At 65.6% G+C, this 17,393-nt stretch carries 11 protein-coding genes and 2 pseudogenes; 8 read left to right on the top strand and 5 right to left on the bottom strand.

Going from position 1 to position 17,393, the window contains the following annotated elements; genetic code table 11:
* Nucleotides 1-102 precede the first annotated feature (102 nt).
* The 5 genes and pseudogenes from MPSD_RS13090 (at nt 103) to MPSD_RS13075 (ending at nt 5,349) form a co-directional block, all read left to right on the top strand.
* Nucleotides 103-951, top strand: a complete 849-nt coding sequence (locus tag MPSD_RS13090; protein ID WP_086085669.1) for an SDR family NAD(P)-dependent oxidoreductase — start codon at nt 103-105, stop codon at nt 949-951.
* A pseudogene (locus tag MPSD_RS29310) lies at nt 948-1,718 on the top strand (wax ester/triacylglycerol synthase domain-containing protein); the annotation flags it as partial. The gene MPSD_RS13090 and the pseudogene MPSD_RS29310, both read left to right, overlap by 4 nt.
* A gap of 171 nt (nt 1,719-1,889) precedes the next feature.
* Nucleotides 1,890-2,387 carry a WS/DGAT domain-containing protein gene (locus MPSD_RS29305; RefSeq protein WP_232022881.1) on the top strand — a complete coding sequence of 166 codons (498 nt, stop codon included), beginning with the start codon at nt 1,890-1,892 and terminating at the stop codon, nt 2,385-2,387.
* A complete protein-coding gene (locus tag MPSD_RS13080; RefSeq protein WP_086085668.1) occupies nt 2,384-3,802 on the top strand; it encodes a WS/DGAT/MGAT family O-acyltransferase in 1,419 nt (472 codons plus the stop codon). Before MPSD_RS29305 ends, MPSD_RS13080 begins: the two co-directional genes overlap by 4 nt.
* A 38-nt stretch (nt 3,803-3,840) precedes the next feature.
* Nucleotides 3,841-5,349, top strand: coding sequence for an acyl-CoA synthetase (locus tag MPSD_RS13075; RefSeq protein WP_086085667.1), 1,509 nt, complete (start codon nt 3,841-3,843; stop codon nt 5,347-5,349).
* 22 nt (nt 5,350-5,371) lie between these two features.
* Here the strand turns inward: MPSD_RS13075 and MPSD_RS28110 are convergent.
* Nucleotides 5,372-6,807, bottom strand: a pseudogene (locus MPSD_RS28110) (PE family protein).
* A gap of 491 nt (nt 6,808-7,298) precedes the next feature.
* On the opposite strand from MPSD_RS28110, the gene MPSD_RS13060 reads away from it, so the two are divergent.
* The gene (locus MPSD_RS13060) at nt 7,299-8,285 is read left to right on the top strand and encodes a zinc ribbon domain-containing protein (RefSeq protein ID WP_232022839.1); all 987 of its coding nucleotides are present in this window, start codon (nt 7,299-7,301) and stop codon (nt 8,283-8,285) included.
* A 50-nt stretch (nt 8,286-8,335) separates the two neighbouring features.
* On the top strand, nt 8,336-9,094 hold the full coding sequence (locus MPSD_RS13055; RefSeq protein ID WP_086085665.1) for a hypothetical protein: 759 nt from the start codon (nt 8,336-8,338) through the stop codon (nt 9,092-9,094).
* 15 nt (nt 9,095-9,109) lie between these two features.
* Here the strand turns inward: MPSD_RS13055 and MPSD_RS13050 are convergent, their stop codons facing one another.
* Nucleotides 9,110-10,351: an NRAMP family divalent metal transporter gene (locus MPSD_RS13050; protein ID WP_071498128.1), complete on the bottom strand. Its 1,242-nt coding sequence runs from the start codon at nt 10,349-10,351 to the stop codon at nt 9,110-9,112.
* A 225-nt stretch (nt 10,352-10,576) separates the two neighbouring features.
* On the opposite strand from MPSD_RS13050, the gene MPSD_RS13045 reads away from it, so the two are divergent.
* The gene (locus MPSD_RS13045) at nt 10,577-11,413 is read left to right on the top strand and encodes an SDR family NAD(P)-dependent oxidoreductase (protein ID WP_086085664.1); all 837 of its coding nucleotides are present in this window, start codon (nt 10,577-10,579) and stop codon (nt 11,411-11,413) included.
* A gap of 20 nt (nt 11,414-11,433) precedes the next feature.
* On the opposite strand, the gene MPSD_RS29300 is transcribed toward MPSD_RS13045, so the two are convergent.
* From MPSD_RS29300 to MPSD_RS29290, 3 genes are read right to left on the bottom strand one after another with little or no spacing between them, the layout of a single operon-like run.
* Entirely contained in the window at nt 11,434-13,008 is a 1,575-nt protein-coding gene (locus MPSD_RS29300) for a beta strand repeat-containing protein (protein ID WP_232022838.1), read from the bottom strand.
* On the bottom strand, nt 13,005-14,402 hold the full coding sequence (locus MPSD_RS29295; protein WP_232022837.1) for a beta strand repeat-containing protein: 1,398 nt from the start codon (nt 14,400-14,402) through the stop codon (nt 13,005-13,007). The genes MPSD_RS29300 and MPSD_RS29295 overlap by 4 nt, the downstream gene beginning before the upstream one ends.
* Nucleotides 14,369-17,137 (bottom strand): PPE family protein, encoded by a 2,769-nt coding sequence (locus tag MPSD_RS29290; protein WP_232022836.1) that lies wholly within the window; start codon nt 17,135-17,137, stop codon nt 14,369-14,371. Before MPSD_RS29290 ends, MPSD_RS29295 begins: the two co-directional genes overlap by 34 nt.
* Between the last annotated feature and the right edge of the window lie 256 nt (nt 17,138-17,393).

Raw genomic sequence — 17,393 nt, 5'->3', positions numbered from 1 at the left:
GGCCGGAATCTAGTCCCGCTGTCGCGACGTCACAATCACCCCAGCCAACGTTGGCATTTGCGTACGAGACGGCCGCATCGGGCCGACCGTACTTTGCTCACCATGTTCAAACTCAACTCAGGAACCAACACCTCAGATCTCGCTGGCCGAGTGGTGGCGATAACCGGTGCCGGCAGCGGCATCGGCCGCGAACTGGCCCTGCTGTGCGCGCAACGCGGAGCCGATCTCGCGCTCTGCGACATCAACGACACCGCGGTGGCCGATACCGCACAAACCGCCCGCGGGTTCGGACATGACGTCATCACCCGCCGGGTGGACGTGTCCGATCCCGAGCAGATGACCGCCTTCGCCGACGCCCCCCTCGGCCACTTCGGCGGGGTGGACCTCCTGGTCAACAATGCCGGGGTTGGCCTCATCGGGGGGTTCCTGGACACCAGCCGTAAAGACTGGGACTGGCTGGTGTCGATCAACGTGATGGGTGTCGTCCATGGCTGTGAGGCCTTTCTCCCGGCCATGATCGAGTCGGGTCGGGGCGGACACGTCGTCAACCTTTCCTCGGCCGCGGGTCTGCTTGCCAATCCCGCACTCTCGGCGTATAGCGCAACGAAGTTCGCCGTGTTGGGGCTATCGGAAGCGTTGCGTATCGAGCTCGAGCCCCACCGCATCGGCGTCACCGCGATCTGCCCCGGTGTCATCAACACCGCAATCACCAAGGCCAGCCCGATCCGCGGAGCCGGCGACACCGAGGGGCGCCGGCAGCGCCTGACCGTGACGTATCAGAGGCGCGGATACACGCCAGCGCGTGCGGCCCGCAACATCTTGCGAGCGGTCGAGCGCAACACGGCGGTCGCGCCGGTCGCCGCCGAGGCGCACGTCATGTACGTGTTGTCACGCATCATGCCACCGCTGGCCCGCTGGGTGTCCGCACAGATGGCGAAGGCCGCGAAATGACCGCGCCGATCAAAGGTGTCACGCGACCCCAACGGCTCAGCGGCGCGGACGCGTTCATGCTCGGGATGGAGACTCCGCACGCCTACATGCACACGTTCAAGGTCGCGATCATCGATCCGTCCACCGATGCGCAGGGCTGGTCATTCGACAGGTTCTACGCCGAGGCGGCGCGGCGGATACATCTACTGCCGATGTTGCGGTGGAAGTGCGTCGAGTCGCCACTAGGCCTGAATCACCCCTATTGGGTGGAAGATCCGGACTTCGAGCTGCACAACCACATTCACCGCGTCGCGTGCCCGGCGCCGGGCGACCACAAGAGCCTCTGTGCGGTGATGACAACGATCTATTCGGCGCAACTCGAGCGTGATCGCCCGTTGTGGCTGATGTGGGTGGTCGAGGGACTCGCCGAGGGCAAGGTAGCGCTGGTCATGTTGGTCCATCATGCCTATGTCGACGGCGTCGGCGCCGCGTGGCTGATGTAGCAGTTCTACCAGCCCCATCGTGGTGTCGGAGCCGCCGAGGCGCCGGACTATCGCCCCGCCCCACTCCCCTCCTGGCCGACCCGGCTGGGCTGGGCCGTCCGGGACTGGCCGGAGACCGTGATCGGCAACGTACCGAAGGTGGCCACCGGACTATGGCGAAAATTCCTGTTTGACCGCAAGCGCAAGTCGGCCGGCTTGCCACCGCACCCGTCGGCCCGGCAGATGCAACGAACGCCGATCAACGTCAACCTGAGTGCCGCGCGCACATTTGTCTGTGACAGCGTCCCGCTGCAGCACTTCTCGGCCGTGGCCAAGGCACTTGGTGTCACCATCAACGACGTCTTCAGCAGCTGCGCGGCCGGTGCCCTGCGACGTCTGCTTGTCGACCTGGACTACGACCCGGACACCCACCCGCTGATCGGCGCTACCCCGTTCGCGGGCGAACGGCCCTTGGGTATGCAGGGTTTGGGTAACTACGCAACCGTGGACTACTGCTGGCTGCGCAGCGACATCGCCGACCCGAGCGCACGGCTGCAAGCCAGCCGCGAGGCGAACACGCAGATGAAAGAGCACATCAAGGCGGTCAAGGAGGCCGGTGCCGATTTCAACTCCGTGATGCAGGTGCTGCCACCGTGGGGCATCAAGATCATCCGCAAGGCCATACACCGCAGCCGAGGACGCTTCGGATTCTTCGGCAACGTGGTGTTATCGAATGTCCCTGGCCCCAAAGAAACTCTCTACCTGGATCATTGGAAGGTATCGAACTGGTTCTCCACCGGTCAGATCGCTGACGGCACGGCGCTCAACATCACCATGTGGAGCTACTGCGGACAGGCCAACATCTGCATTCTGGCCGACCGCGCGGTGCTCGACGACGGCTGGCGAATGTTCGACTACCTCGTCGATGAACTCAATTCCCTTACCGCAGTAGCGAGCACAAAGGAAGCCGCATGAACACCAACCGAATCAGTCCGATCGATCTGTCCTTCTTGTTACTCGAGCGGCCCAACCGGCCGTTTCACATGACGGCCTTCACGATCTTCCAGAAGCCAAAAGGACAACATTCGTCGTTCGGCTCACGCCTGTTCGACGCGTATCGGCACAGTAGGGCGATCGAACCCTTCAACTACAGGCTCAGCTGGCTGGGCAGGAATGTCGCACGGTGGGAAATCGTCGAGCCGGACATGCGAAACCATGTCCAGCACATCGTGTTACCGGGACCCGGTTCGATGGCCCAGTTCTACGAGACGGTGTCATTCCTGAACACCGGGCTGCTCGACCGGGGGCACCCGCTGTGGGAGTGCTACATCATCGATGGGATTGAGGGCGGTCGCATCGCCATCATGCTCAAGGTGCACCACGCGCTCATCGACGGTGAGGGCGGGTTGCGTGCAATGCGCGGTTTCCTGAGCACTTCCCCGCACGACAAGACGCTGGCCGGTCCATGGATGCCGGCACCGAGCGCTCGTGCGCCGCGCCGGCCGCAGCCGCGCGTTTCGCGCCGGCAGTGGCTGCAACGCGGCCTCACCGGCATCGCCAAGCTGCCGTCGGATCTGGCCGGCATGGTCGGTGACGCGGTAGACCTCGGCGCGCAAGCACTGCAGCTCAAGCCGCAGCGGGGGGCCCTGCCCTTCGCCGCAAGCCCTACCCTGTTGAACCACACCGCGAAATCGGCGGCACGCGCCTACGCGAATATGGAGTTGCCGCTCGCCGAGGTAAAGGCCGTCGCCAAGGCCACCGATACCTCCATCAACGATGTCGTCATGACCATCGTCGACGACGCCTTGCATCACTACCTCGACGAACACCGGGCGCCGGCCGACCGGCCGCTGGTGGCCTTGATGCCGATGTCGATGCGGTCCCAAGCCGGGGCGGGCAACCAGGTGAGCGCCGAACTCATCGCGATGGGTGCGCCCAAGGCAAACCTCAGGCAGCGCCTCAAGCAGGTCAGCCAGGCCACAACAGCTGCCAAGGACAAAGGGAACGGCATGAAATCGCCGTCACGTCAGGCATATACGCTCTCGCTGTTTGCCAGTCTGGCCATGTCGGATGTGCTGCCCGGGTTCGGCAAGGCGCCCAGCGCCAACCTGGTGATATCGAACATGAAAGGCCCTGCCGAACAACTGTATTTTGCCGGTGCACCGATGGTCTCATTCGGTGGTTTGCCCATCTTGCCGCCGGGAGCCGGGCTGAACGTCACCGTCGCAAGCGTGAACGAGCAACTGTGCCTGGGCATCGGCGCTGCACCCGAGGCCGTACGCGAGCCCGCCCGGCTTGCCCAACTGATTGAGCAGGCCTTCGGCCAACTACAAGCCGACATCGGCAGGTCAGCGCCGGCAATCGCTGGTCACCAGGCCGATTCCGCATAAGTCACATCGTCAACCCGCTGGACCGGACAGGAACCACCATGAAGAACATCGGCGCCATGCTCAAACAACGCGCGCATATCTCTCCTCGGCTGCAGGCCTACGTAGAGCCCTCGACCAACGTGCGGATGGACTACACCGAGCTGAATATGCTGACCAACCAATGCGCCAGCGTGCTGAGGGCGCTCGGGGTCGGCAAGGGCGATCGCGTCGCGCTGTTGATGCCGAACAGTGTTGCGTTCTGCTGCCTGTTCTACGGCGCAGCCAAGCTCGGGGCGGTGGCCGTGCCGCTCAACACCCGCCTGGCCGCACCCGAACTGGGATTCATCCTTGCCGACAGCGGCAGCACCGTCCTGATCTATCACCAGTCATTGGAGCCGGTGGTCACCGCGATCAAAACCGCAACCGAGCGGTCCCACAACGTCATCAGCTGGGTGCCGTTGTCGGACGGCGAAGGCTCCCTGGCGCAACGCCTCGAAACCGCCGATGCCGGCGAGCCGGTCTGCGACAGCGGCGGGTCGGACAACCTGTTCATCATGTACACCTCGGGCACCACCGGAAACCCCAAAGGGGTTGTGCATACTCATGACTCGGTGCACACGGCGGCCAGCTCATGGTCACTGACCGTAGACGTGCGCTACCAGGACCGCCTATTGCTGCCGTTGCCGATGTTCCACGTCGCGGCGCTGACGACGGTCATCATGTGCGCCATGCGCGGCGTCACCCTTGTCTCGATGCCACAGTTCGACCCGGCCAAGGCCTGGTCGCTGATCGTCGACGAGCGTGTTTCGCTGGCCGGCGCCGTACCGGCGATTTTGAACTTCATGCGTTTGGTACCCGAATTCACCGAGCTCGATGCACCCGAGTTCCGTTGCTTCATCACCGGCGGTGCGCCCATGCCCGAGGCGCTGATCAGGATGTATGCCGCCAAGAACATGCAGGTCGTTCAGGGCTACGCACTCACCGAATCATGCGGCGGCGGCACCCTGCTGCTCGGGGAAGACGCCCTGGCCAAGGTCGGCTCGGCCGGACGCGCCACCATGTTCGCCGACGTTCGCGTACGCACCGACGACGGCATGATCGCCGAACGCGGGCAGGGCGAGGTGGTGATCAAGTCCGACTTCCTGCTCAAGGAATACTGGAACCGCCCGGACGCCACCCGCGACGCTTTCCACGGCGACTGGTTCCGTACCGGCGATGTCGGCGAGATCGACAGTGACGGCTATCTCTACATCAAAGACCGCATCAAAGACATGATCATCTCCGGTGGTGAGAACATCTACCCGGCCGAGATCGAGAACGTCATCACCGGCATCCCCGGCGTCGCCGAAGTGGCCGTCATCGGGCTGCCCGACCAGAAATGGGGCGAGATCGCCTGCGCCATCGTGGTGTCCGACCAGGGTGCGGTGAGCGAAGCGGGCATCGTGGAGTTCTGCGCCGCCCGGCTGGCGCGCTACAAGTTGCCGAAAAGGTTGATCTTCACCGCGACGCTGCCCCGCAATCCGGCAGGCAAGGTGCTCAAGCGGGAGCTGCGCGAACTGTATCGGTGAGAGCCCCGGCGCGGTGTCGCGGCTAGCCCGACATGCCGGGCGTTCCATAAAGCCCGCCACCTGCACCGCCGCGCCCGCCGGCTCCGTCGGTGACGCCACTGCCGCCGGCCCCGCCATTGCCACCGTTGCCGACGAGTGCGGCGTCGCCGCCGTCGCCGCCGTCGCCGCCATCGCCACCGTCACCGGTGGCGCCGGTGCGGCCGCTCTTCGGGTCGACGCCACCGTCTGCGCCGTCACGACCCGCTCCGCCGCTGCCGCCGTTGCCACCGCTGCCCCACAGCCAGCCACCGTCCCCACCGCTGGCCCCGGCACCGCCACCGCCGCCGTCTCCGCCATCCCCCGGGTTGCCAACGCCATTACCGCCGTTGCCGCCCATGCCCCCGGCGCCGCCGGCGCCGCCCCGATCTCGCTGCCTCGGCCGGCGCCACCTTGCCCGCCCGCTCCGCCGGCGCCACCGGACCCACCGTCACCGAACAACCAATCCCCATCGCCCCCGGCGGCACCGGTCCCGCCAGCACCGCCAGTGCCACCGCCGCCGCCGATGGAAGCACCGGTGCCACCCATGCCGCCCATCCCCCCGGCACCGCCGGCCCCACCCGCACCGCCGTTGCCGGCAACCCAGCCACCCGCCCCGCCGGAACCGCCTATCCCGCCCACCCCGCCATGCCCGCCGGTACCGCCCGAAGAGGCTCCGCCGGCCGCGCCTACCCGACCCGCACCGCCTTGCCCCCCGGCCCCACCGGCACCGCCGTCGCCCCACAGCCCGGCAGCTCCGCCCACGCCACCGGCGCCACCGTCACCACCGGTCGGCACGGCGGGCACCCCTGCCCCGCCGGTGCCGCCTACGCCGCCAACGCCCCCGTTGCCGTAAAGCCAGCCGCCATGCCCGCCGGCGCCACCGGCCCCACCCGCAGCGCCGTTGCCGGCATTAAAGCCGGCTCCACCGGCCCCGCCGTTACCGATCAGGCCGGCATCCCCGCCGTTACCACCCGCGGTGTGTGTCGCGGTGCCGGCCCCGCCGGCTCCGCCGTTACCCCACAAAAGCCCACCGGCCGCGCCGTTTTGTCCAGGCGCCCCATCGGCACCGTTGCCGATGAGAGGTCGGCCCAACAGTGTCTGGGTGGGCGCGTTGATGGCCGCGAGCAGCTGTTGCTCGATGGCCTGAAGCGAGGATACATTGGCCGCCTCGGCGAGTGCATACGAACGGTTTGCGGCGCTCAGTGCTTGGGCGAATTGCCGGTGAAATTGCGCCATTTGAGCGCTGATCGCCTGATATTGGACCCCGTGCGCGGAGAACACCGCCGCGATGGCCGCCGACACCTCGTCGCCACCGGCGGACAGCAGCCGCGCCGTACGCGCTGCCGCTGCCGCGTTGGCCGCGGCCAGCGCCGACCCGATCTCGGCCGCATCGCTGGTCGCCGCCGACAGCGCCTCTGGCGCAACCGTCAGGTATGACATGGCCACACTCCCAACGTGACCCGGACGAGCGCCGCGGATCGTGGCGCGAGTCAGGGCGGGGTAATCGAACCCGGCCAATGCGGGCGCATCGGTGCCCAACTGTAGCGCGATGGGCGGCGCTGACCTGGTAGTTTCACCGATCGGGTGGGGGCAATGGGCAACCTGAGCCAGCCCGCCGTCCCCGCGGCTCCCGACGTGCCAGCCCCCATCCCGACCATGCGGTCGGCACGCACCGTCTTGCCGCAGCGACAGCAGGCACGGTCACGACCAAAATAATCTGAACACGCCTTGTAAGCGGTTTGGAAAAGATCTGTATTAGATATGAGATCTGTCGCTATCCTTGGGCAATTATGGACTGCGCGAATTGTTCGACCCCACACGCGGATGCCGCCCGTTTCTGCTCCCGGTGCGGTAGTCCACTGAATCCGGCCATCGATCGGTCCCGACATTTCGCCGCACATCCCGAAGAGCCGGTGCGGGCGCTCGCGGTGATGAGCACGCTGATGCCACACCTGGCGGGCGGGCGCCACCACATCTACCGAGCGATGGTCGCGTTGGCGCTATTGGCGTCGCTGATCGCCGCGGCGTTCGGGATGCTTTCTATCGCATTGGTATTGGCGGCGATTGCGCTGCCTGCGGCCGTCCTGACCTATGTCCACGACCACGATGTGTGGCGACAGGAACCGTTCACCGTCATCGGGGTGGCGTTTGCGCTTTCCCTGCTGCTCGGTGTCGGCGTGGGGATGGTCGAACAGCACTTCACCAAGCCGGTGCTATTGGCCGCACCGGATCGCCAGTTACCACCGCTGTCCCAGATCTTCGAATTGGGCGTGTTCATCCCGGTTGTGGCTTTCGCCGCGGCATTGATTGCGCCGCTGCTGGTGACGGCGCGCAGCGCGTTTCGGCACCCGGTCGATGCCACCGTCGCCTGCTCGCTCAGCGGTTCGGCGCTGTCTTTGGGGCTGAGCGTGGTGGTAGAGCGTGGCGCGTTCACCCATCTCCCGACGACCCATATCGACCCGGCACACGTCGCTTTCATCGCGCTGACACTCGGGTTTTTGCAGCCGATCATCTTGGCCTGCGCTGCCGCCCTGGTCGTGGTGCCGTTGCGCGGCACCGGCGGCAACACGGCCCTGGGGCTGCTGGAGGGCGTGGCGTTGGTACTGCTGTACGAACTGGCGACCACCATGCTCACCCCCTACGGGACTCGCGGCATTGTGCTGACCGCGTTGGCCGCATTGGTGCTGGCCGCAGCCGGGCTGGTCGCAACCCGCGCCAGTTTGCATACCGCGCTGCTCGCCGAAGCCCAGGCCGCCCTCACCGGGGACGCCACCTTGACCCGCGCCCCCGATACCCACCAGGTCTGCGCTCACTGCGGCGCGGCAATCGGCAGCGGGAGCGCGTTCTGCCAAGTCTGCGGAACAGCCACGGCCGCACTAGCCAGCCATCCTGCCCTGAACCGCCCCATCAACGGATAACCGAACCGCGGTACCGCCGGCCTGAAACCACGGCAAAACAAGGAGCCACGATGTCAGCAGCACCGCCACCGGATACTCCCCCGCCACCGCACTACCCGCACGGCGGCGGCCGGGTCGGACACCGATTGCACTCGGCCGTCATCATCGCCATCATCGGCGTAGTCATCCTGATCGCCGCAGCCGTGACCGCGGCGATTGTGCTGAGCGGCAAGGCCGAGCGATCCAAGCCGCCGTCGATTCTGCCCGGTGGCCATGCTGCCATGGCCGCAGCCGCTGGGCCCGGCACTGCCCGATTGCCTGACCCGGAAGCGCCGGTACGCACCCCCGTGACGATGCGGTTGAGGCTGGCCTCGGCCGAGTCAATCGACATCGCCGAGGGCATATCGGTCACGGCCGCGCCGGGCTGGACCCTGGTGAACCGGGGGCCGAATTGGGTGACGCTGCAAAACGGCGACACCAACGCCCAGATGTACGTCGCCGTCAAGACCACTGATGAGACAGATGTCGTCGCCGCGCTGCGGACCGACATCGCCAGGTTGACCGATCCTTCGTCGGGCGATCTCGCCAACCCGGTGTTGTTCAAGGCCACTACCAAGACCCTGGAAAGCGCCAAGTTCCAGCAGGCCGCGCTGATGGACTACTTCGCCGACGTGTTCACCGAACAAGGCGAGCTTTCGGTCAGCGGCGCCTTCGCCGAATTGCTGAACACCTCCACCCACCAGTCGGCCTTCATCGACTTCCGGCGCACCGCCGATGCACCGAGCCAGGCTCCCGATGACGCCCGAGCCATGATCGACTCCATGCTCTAGTGTTCGGCCAGCTGGTCAAAGCCAGCCGAGGGCTTGGGGAACCATGTAGAGCCCGAAGGCGATGACAAATAGGCACAGGGTCCGAGTGATGTACTTGCGCACTCCGCGCATGCGCCATTCTTCGGGCAGCGTGTGGGCTTCCAGCACCAGCAGCAGCCCCAGCACGATCGGCAGCAAGAGTGCGTTCATCACTTCGACATCGACGGCCAGATTGACCAGGTCGACGCTGCCCAGGACGAGGACGGCGCCGATGATGTGGGCAAGCGCATAAGTGGTGTAGAACTTGGCGGTGGCCCGGTTGGGCCGCTGGTTGAGAGTGTGTCGCCAGCCGAAGACCTCGGATAGTCCCCACGCTCCAGCCAGCGACGCGACAATGGCGGCGACCAGGGCGGCACCCAACATTCCCAGTCCGAACAGCACGGTTCCACCGAGTCGGCCCAGGTATGGGGTCAGGGCATCGGCGATCTGCCCGACGGTTTGCAGCGACGCCGCACCATGGTGGGTTCCGATCGTCGCCGCAACGGTCACCACCACCGCGATCATGATCAATTGAGTCAGCACCGCACCGACGGCGGTGTCCAGGCGAGCCTGGCGGATCGTGGCCACCGACAGGTGCTTATCGACCACGGCTCCTTGCTGGTAGAAAATCATCCACGGCATGATGACCGCGCCAACGTTCGCCGCGACCAGCAACAGGTAGGACGAGTTGCCCAGCGGCATCGACCGCAAGCCCGCCAGCAGCTGGTCCAGTTGCGGGCGAGCCATGACCATGGCCACCAGGAACGCCACTTCCGCTGCGCCGACGGCCAGGCCGATGCGTTCGACGCGCCGGTAGCTGCCGGTCAGCGCCAAGGCCAGCAACATCACTGTGGCAATCGGGATGCTGACCCAGCGCGAGATCCCGAATAGCTCCCCGACCCCGGCAACCCCGACAAACTCGGTCAGCAGCGCGCCGATGGCCGATGCGAACAGGGTGAATGCCGAAAGCCACGCCCAACCGCGGCCGAATCGCTCCCGGATCAGCGCACCGTGCCCCTTGCCCGTGACGATCCCCAGCCGCACGGTCATCTCTTGGACGACATAGAGGATCGGCATCAAGATCAATTGCGGCAACACCATCCGATAGCCCCATTGCGCCCCGGACTCGGCAGCGGTGATCAGCGAGCCCGCATCGGTGTCGGCCAACATCACCACCAGGCCCGGACCCCACACCGCCAGCAGGCCCCAGCGCAGCCAGCCGCCGCGATGGACCCGCATCGATGCCTCAGGCCCGGTCGTAGCCCGGACCTGCTCGTCGGATCTATCGGTCACGTCTCGAAAGCCCCTCAGTCGCAATAGCAGCCAAACAACGCCATGCCTTCGAAACACTGCCAGCCAGTGTGGCCCGAGGACAACCCGAAACCCTCCGGTTCGTGCGGCACTTGGTCCCGGAGGATGACCCGCCCTGGGATCCGGCCCGCGCCGTGACCCAGTATGTGACAGGTGGATGAAGCAACGCCGGCCCGGCAACTGCTGACCGACCGGGTGGCCGTGGTGACGGGCGGCGCCGGCGGTATCGGCGCGGCGACCTCGCGGCTATTCGCCCAACACGGCGCCCAGGTCGTCATCGCCGATATCGATGCGGAGCTTGCCCACCGCACCGTCGACGAAATCGGCGGTACGGCTTGGGTAGTCGGCACCGACGTCCGCGATGCCGATCAGGTCAGCGCGCTGGCTCAGCGCGTGCTCGATCGCTACGACCGCGTCGACATCCTGGTGAACAATGTCGGCCACTGGTTGCGCCACCCCGGCAACTTCGTCGACACCGACCCACAACTGTGGGATGAGCTGTATCGAGTGAACCTTCATCACGTCTTGCTGGCGACTCACGCCTTTCTGCCGGCGATGATCGAGCAACACGGCGGCGCGATTGTGAACGTCTCGTCGGTCGAAGGACTGCGCGGCTACCCGGAGGACCCGGTCTATGCAGCCTTCAAGGCCGCCGTCATCCATTTCACCCGCAGCCTTGCCGTCCAGGTAGGCAACCACGGGGTGCGGATCAATGCGATCGCCCCGGACGTCACCGAATCGCTACAGGTGCCCTACTCGCAGTGGCTATCCGATGCCGAACAGACGCAGTGGCCTGGTTGGGTTCCCGTTGGGCGGATGGGTGTCCCAGAAGATCAAGCCCGGGTGATCCTGTTCTTGGCCTGCGAACTCTCGGCGTTCGTCACCGGCCACACGATCCCGACCGATGGTGGCACCGCCGCGGCCGGCGGATGGTTCCGCTCGTCGCGCCGCCCCGACCGGGAATGGACGAACCGTCCCATCGCGCCCTGACGCAGCCTCGGGTGCATCGATCACCCGAAGAGCGGCTGGACATCGAAGAACGGCTGGATACTCACGTTGAAGTTGCCGGGACCCGCTGAAGCCATGACACCGTCGGTCAGACCAATGGCGAGGTTGAGGAAGCCGTTGAAGGCACTGGCCCCCGACCCACTACCGAACACGGTTGCGACATTGACGCTGGCCAGGCCGCCCGACTGGTCTCCGGCCAGGGCCGTGTTGTTGTCCCCGCCGACGGTCGCGATATTGGAGAGCCCCGTCCCGCCTGCGAAGACGTTCTGGTTGTTGCTCCCGATGACCGTGGCCACGTTGCCGATATTGGCCACACCAAAGCCGGCGGCGGCGACATCGGTGTTACCGAAACCGATGGCCGTGGAGACGATGCCCAGATTGCCGGCCTGGTGTCCGCGCGCCGCGATCCCGGTGTTGCCATCCCCGACGGCCGTGGCGACACTGCCGATGGTGAGTCCGGTGCTGCTGGCCGCGACCGTATTGCCGCCACCGATGGCAGTCGCTGCGACGCCGATGTTGCCGCCCAGGCCGCCGGCATCCGCGGTGACTTCGGTGTTGCCGTCGCCGATGGCCGTAGCGGCGATGGCGATGTTGCCGCCCGCGCCCGAAGCGGTGGCCGAGACCGCGTTATCAGCGCCGACGGCGGTGGCCAGGCTGGCAATGTTGCCCACACCGGACGCCGACGCGGTGGCCGTATTGCCGCCACCGATGAAGGCGGTGGCCACGGTGGCGGTGTTGCCGAAGCCGTTCGCTGTGGCCGAGACCGCGTTGCCGTCGGAGAGCGCGGTGCCCAAGGTGGCGATGTTGCCCCCGATGCCCACCGCGCTGGCCTCGGTCGCCGTGTTATTGCTGCCGATCACGGTGGCCAGGGTCGCGATGTTGCCGCCGACACCACCAGACTGAGCCAACACCCCACTGTTGCCGTCGCCGTACACGCTGGCCAAGGTGGCGATGTTCTCCACGCCGAAGACGTCGGTGGTAACCGTGTTGTTGCTGCCGATCACGGTGGCAGCGCTGGGAACGTTGCCGAAGCCCACCACATTTGCCTTCACGGCGTTGCCATCACCGAACACGTTGGCCAGGGTCGCGATGTTGCCACCCACACCGCTCGCCGTGGCTTCCGCGGCGGTGTTGTCGTTGCCGAACACGTTGGCCAAGGTGGCGATATTGCCGCCCACCCCGCCGGCGTCGGCCACAACGCCGGTGTTGTTGTCACCGATCACGGTGCCCAACGTGGCGATGTTTTCCAGCCCGAACGTGCTGACCTTGACGCCGTTGCCGCTACCGAACACGGTGGCGGCGGTGGGCACATTGCCCGCACCAAACGCGGTGACGACGGCCGTGTTGCTGTCGCCGAACACGCTGGACAGGGTGGCGATATTGCCCCCGGCGCCGCCGGCCTCGGCGCTGACCTGGGAGTTGCCGCTGCCGATCGCGGTGGCGACGGTGGCGATGTTGGCGCCAAGCCCCGGGGCATTGGCGGTCAGACCGTTGTTGTCACCGATTGCGGTCGCCACCGTGGCGACATTCTCCAGACCGAACACGTTGATGTCAGCCGTGTTGTTGTTGCCGATCATGGTGGCGATGCTGGCGGTATTGCCCGCGCCACTCGATTTGACCGAGACAGCGTTGCCGTCGCCGAAGACAGTGGCCAGGGTCGCGATGTTGGCACCGCCGGGGCCAGCTTCGGCATGGACATTGGTGTTGCCCTCGCCGAAAGCGGTGGCGAAGGTGGCGATATTGCCACCGATGCCCGGCGTGCTGGCTGAGACGTTGTTGAAGTCTCCGTAGGAGGCCCCACGGTGGCGATGTTCTCCACCCCAAACGAGCTGACAGTGGACGTGTTGTTATCGCTGAACAACACCGTGGCCACGTTGGCGATATTGCCCGCACCAATCGCACTGGCCGAAGCCGTGTTGTTCTCACCGAACAACACCGTCGACACCGAAGCGATATTGGCGCCCGCCCCACCGGACTCCGCACTGACGGTATTGCCTTGCCCCCCAAGCGCAGTGGCCACCGTGGCGATGTTGGCACCGATACCCGGCGCGGTCGCAGAGACATTGTTGTTGTCCCCGTAGGACGTAGCGATCGTCGCGATGTTCTCCACACCCAACGCACTGGCAGTAGACGTGTTGTTATTGCTGAACAACACCGTCGCCACGTCCGCGATATTGCCCGCACCCAGCCCACTGGCCGAAGACGTGTTGTTCTCACCGAACAACACCGTGGCCACCTGCGCGATATTCGCCCCACCAGCACCGGCCTGAGCGCTCACCGTGTTGTCCTGACCACCCAACGCCGTGGCCACCGTGGCGATATTGCCACCCAGCCCCAACGAGTTGGTCGCCGTCACAGTGTTGCCATCACCGTAGGAGGTCGCCACAGCGGCAATGTTCTCCACCCCAAACGAACTGGCATTGGACGTGTTGTTATCGCTGAACAACACCGTGGCCACGTTGGCGATATTGCCCGCACCAATCGCACTCGCCGAAGACGTGTTGTTCTCACCGAACAACACCGTCGACACCGAAGCGATATTGGCGCCCGCCCCACCGGACTCCGCACTGACGGTATTGCCTTGCCCCCCAAGCGCAGTGGCCACCGTGGCGATGTTGGCACCGATACCCGGCGCGGTCGCAGAGACATTGTTGTTGTCCCCGTAGGACGTAGCGATCGTCGCGATGTTCTCCACACCCAACGCACTGGCAGTAGACGTGTTGTTATTGCTGAACAACACCGTCGCCACGTCCGCGATATTGCCCGCACCCAGCCCACTGGCCGAAGACGTGTTGTTCTCACCGAACAACACCGTGGCCACCTGCGCGATATTCGCCCCACCAGCACCGGCCTGAGCGCTCACCGTGTTGTCCTGACCACCCAACGCCGTGGCCACCGTGGCGATATTGCCACCCAGCCCCAACGAGTTGGTCGCCGTCACAGTGTTGCCATCACCGTAGGAGGTCGCCACAGCGGCAATGTTCTCCACCCCAAACGAACTGGCATTGGACGTGTTGTTATCGCTGAACAACACCGTGGCCACGTTGGCGATATTGCCCGCACCAATCGCACTCGCCGAAGACGTGTTGTTCTCACCGAACAACACCGTCGACACCGAAGCGATATTGGCGCCCGCCCCACCGGACTCCGCACTGACGGTATTGCCTTGCCCCCAAGCGCAGTGGCCACCGTGGCGATGTTGGCACCGATACCCGGCGCGGTCGCAGAGACATTGTTGTTGTCCCCGTAGGACGTAGCGATCGTCGCGATGTTCTCCACACCCAACGCACTGGCAGTAGACGTGTTGCTATTGCTGAACAACACCGTCGCCACGTCCGCGATATTGCCCGCACCCAGCCCACTGGCCGAAGACGTGTTGTTCTCACCGAACAACACCGTGGCCACCTGCGCGATATTCGCCCCACCAGCACCGGCCTGAGCGCTCACCGTGTTGTCCTGACCACCCAACGCCGTGGCCACCGTGGCGATATTGCCACCCAGCCCCAACGAGTTGGTCGCCGTCACAGTGCTGCCATCACCGTAGGAGGTCGCCACAGCGGCAATGTTCTCCACCCCAAACGAACTGGCATTGGACGTGTTGTTATCGCTGAACAACACCGTGGCCACGTTGGCGATATTGCCCGCACCAATCGCACTCGCCGAAGACGTGTTGTTCTCACCGAACAACACCGTCGACACCGACGCGATATTGGCGCCTCCGGTGCCGGTTTCGGCACTGACGGTGTTGTTCTGGCCGCCCAAGGCGGTGGCGACGGTGGCAATGTTGCCGCCCAGACCCAACCCGTTGGTGGCCGAGACCGTGTTGTTGTCACCGATCGAGGTGGCCACGGTGCCAATGTTTTCCACGCCGATCGAGCTGGCGGAGATCGTGTTGTTATTGCTGAACAACGCGCTGGAAACGTTGCCGATATTGCCCGCGCCGAAGGCGCTGGCCCTGACGTTGTTCTCGTTGCCGAACGCGGTGGCGACGGTGCCGAGGTTGCCGCCCGCGCCGCTGGCGTCGGCGCTGACCTGACTGTTGCTGTTGCCGAAGGCCGTCGCAATGTTGCCGATATTGCCGCCCACGCCAACACCGCTGGCTCCGACTCCATTGTCGTTGCCACCCGCGGTCGCCACGGTGGCGATGTTTTCCAAGCCCACCACGTTGGCATTGATGGTGTTGTTGTTACCCAACGCGGTGGCCGCGGTCGCGAGGTTGCCCGCACCCAAGACGTTCGCCGTGACCGTGGGGTTGTTGTTGCCGAACGCGGTGGCTAAGACGGCGACGTTCTCGGCGCCGCTGGCTTCGGCCGCAACCGTGGTGTTGCCGCTGCCGCCCGCGGTGGCCACCGTCGCGATGTTGTTCAAGCCGAAGGAAGTGGCTTTGACTCCATTGTTGTCGCCGAACAACGCGCTGGCGACGGTGCCGATATGACCAGCGCCGGTGGCGTCGGCATAAAGCGTGTTGTTGTGCCCGATCAACGAAATGGCGCCGGTACCGAGAGTGCCGCCCACGCCGGTGGCGTTGGCTATGGCCGAGTTGTTGTTGCCGAGTGCCGCTGCCACCAGGATTTCATTGGCGCCCACGCCGCCGGCGTTGGCCATCACATTGCTGTTGCCAGAGCCGGCAGCGGTGGCAACTATGGCGTTGTTTTCCACACCGAACGCGTTGGCAGAAACTCCGGAATTGTCGCTGCCGAACACGGCCGACACCACACCGGTGTTTTCCACACCATTGACGATCGCCGAGACGTCGGTGTTGTTGTTGCCGAACGCGGCCGCAACGGTGGCGTTGTTCTCCACCCCGTTGGCGATCGCGGTCACCGAGTTGTTGTTGCCGAACGCCGCAGCCACCGTGCCGATATTGGCGACGCCGATGGAGCTGGCGTTGACCGTGTTGCCGTCGCCGAACGCGAGCGCACCGGTGCCGATGTTGATTCCGCCGGTCGCGCTGGCCGAGCTATTGGCGCCGCCGACCCCGGCAATGTTGAGCACGCCACCGGTGGCGGAGGCGCTGCTACCGCTTCCGAAGGCGAAGGCGATATCGGCCACGCCGGCATCGGCCGAGCTGTTCGCGCCCGAGGCGATCGCCAACCCGCCAAACGTCGTGGTCGCATTCGCGGTACCGGTCTTCACCAGTTGCAGACCAAAGATAGAAAGGCTGAAGTCGGCATCCGCGGCGGGCAGGGCCAGCGCCTGCTGCCACGGAGCCAACTGCTGCGCTATCGCCGAGACTCCTGCGTGATAGCCCGCCATCACGGCCACATCCTGGGCCCACAGCCGTTCGTAGACGGCCTCGGTCGCCGCGATCGCTGGTGCGTTCTGTCCGAAGAGGTTGGAGATCACCAGCGCCACCAGCTCGTTGCGGTTGGCTGCCACCATTGCTGGATGCACGATCGCGGCCTGTGCGGCCTCGAACACCGCCGCCGCCGCCGACGCCCGCCCCGCCGTGCCCGCGGCTTGGGCCGCCGCCGCGCTCAACCAGCTCGCGTACGGTGCGGCTACGGCTGACATCGCTGCCGACGCCGGCCCCTGCCATGCCCCACTCGCCAGCCCGGCGGTGACCGACGACAACGAAGACGCCGCGACCTGCAGCTCGTCAGCCAGGCTCCCCCACGCTGCTGCCGCCTCTAGCATCGATGTGGACCCGGCGCCGGAAAACAGTCGTAGTGAGTTGATCTCTGGCGGCAACACTGAAAAATTCATTGCATCCGCCCGTTCCCGTCCACAGCACCTGCGCTGTCGCCCACCACCACGTACCTACGACCGCTATCGCCCGATCCACCCGGCCAACCGTGCACACCTAGCCGGAGCCCGCCTCACCTGCCAACCCACGGCTTCACCCACACCGGCGTCATATCGCCGATGGGCCGCTGAGCGTGACCCCGCATCATTGCGTGCCTCCGCCCGCGACAGGCAGGCCGCTGATCCGGTCGAATCAAGCAACTTGGCAGCAAAAACA

Origin of the sequence: Mycobacterium pseudoshottsii JCM 15466, from assembly GCF_003584745.1 — a bacterium.
GTDB classification, from domain to species: domain Bacteria; phylum Actinomycetota; class Actinomycetes; order Mycobacteriales; family Mycobacteriaceae; genus Mycobacterium; species Mycobacterium marinum.
Note: the sequence above shows the minus strand (reverse complement) of the source record. Positions and strands in the feature narration are given on the sequence as shown.

Excerpts from the sequence above, each read along its gene's own strand:
- MPSD_RS13090 (WP_086085669.1), top strand. The coding sequence starts at position 103 with ATGTTCAAACTCAACTCAGGAACCAACACCTCAGATCTCGCTGGCCGA.
- MPSD_RS29305 (WP_232022881.1), top strand. The coding sequence starts at position 1,890 with ATGCAGGGTTTGGGTAACTACGCAACCGTGGACTACTGCTGGCTGCGC.
- MPSD_RS13080 (WP_086085668.1), top strand. The coding sequence starts at position 2,384 with ATGAACACCAACCGAATCAGTCCGATCGATCTGTCCTTCTTGTTACTC.
- MPSD_RS13075 (WP_086085667.1), top strand. The coding sequence starts at position 3,841 with ATGAAGAACATCGGCGCCATGCTCAAACAACGCGCGCATATCTCTCCT.
- MPSD_RS13060 (WP_232022839.1), top strand. The coding sequence starts at position 7,299 with ATGAGCACGCTGATGCCACACCTGGCGGGCGGGCGCCACCACATCTAC.
- MPSD_RS13055 (WP_086085665.1), top strand. The coding sequence starts at position 8,336 with ATGTCAGCAGCACCGCCACCGGATACTCCCCCGCCACCGCACTACCCG.
- MPSD_RS13050 (WP_071498128.1), bottom strand. The coding sequence starts at position 10,351 with ATGCGGGTCCATCGCGGCGGCTGGCTGCGCTGGGGCCTGCTGGCGGTG.
- MPSD_RS29300 (WP_232022838.1), bottom strand. The coding sequence starts at position 13,008 with ATGATCGGCAACAACAACACGGCTGACATCAACGTGTTCGGTCTGGAG.
- MPSD_RS29290 (WP_232022836.1), bottom strand. The coding sequence starts at position 17,137 with ATGAATTTTTCAGTGTTGCCGCCAGAGATCAACTCACTACGACTGTTT.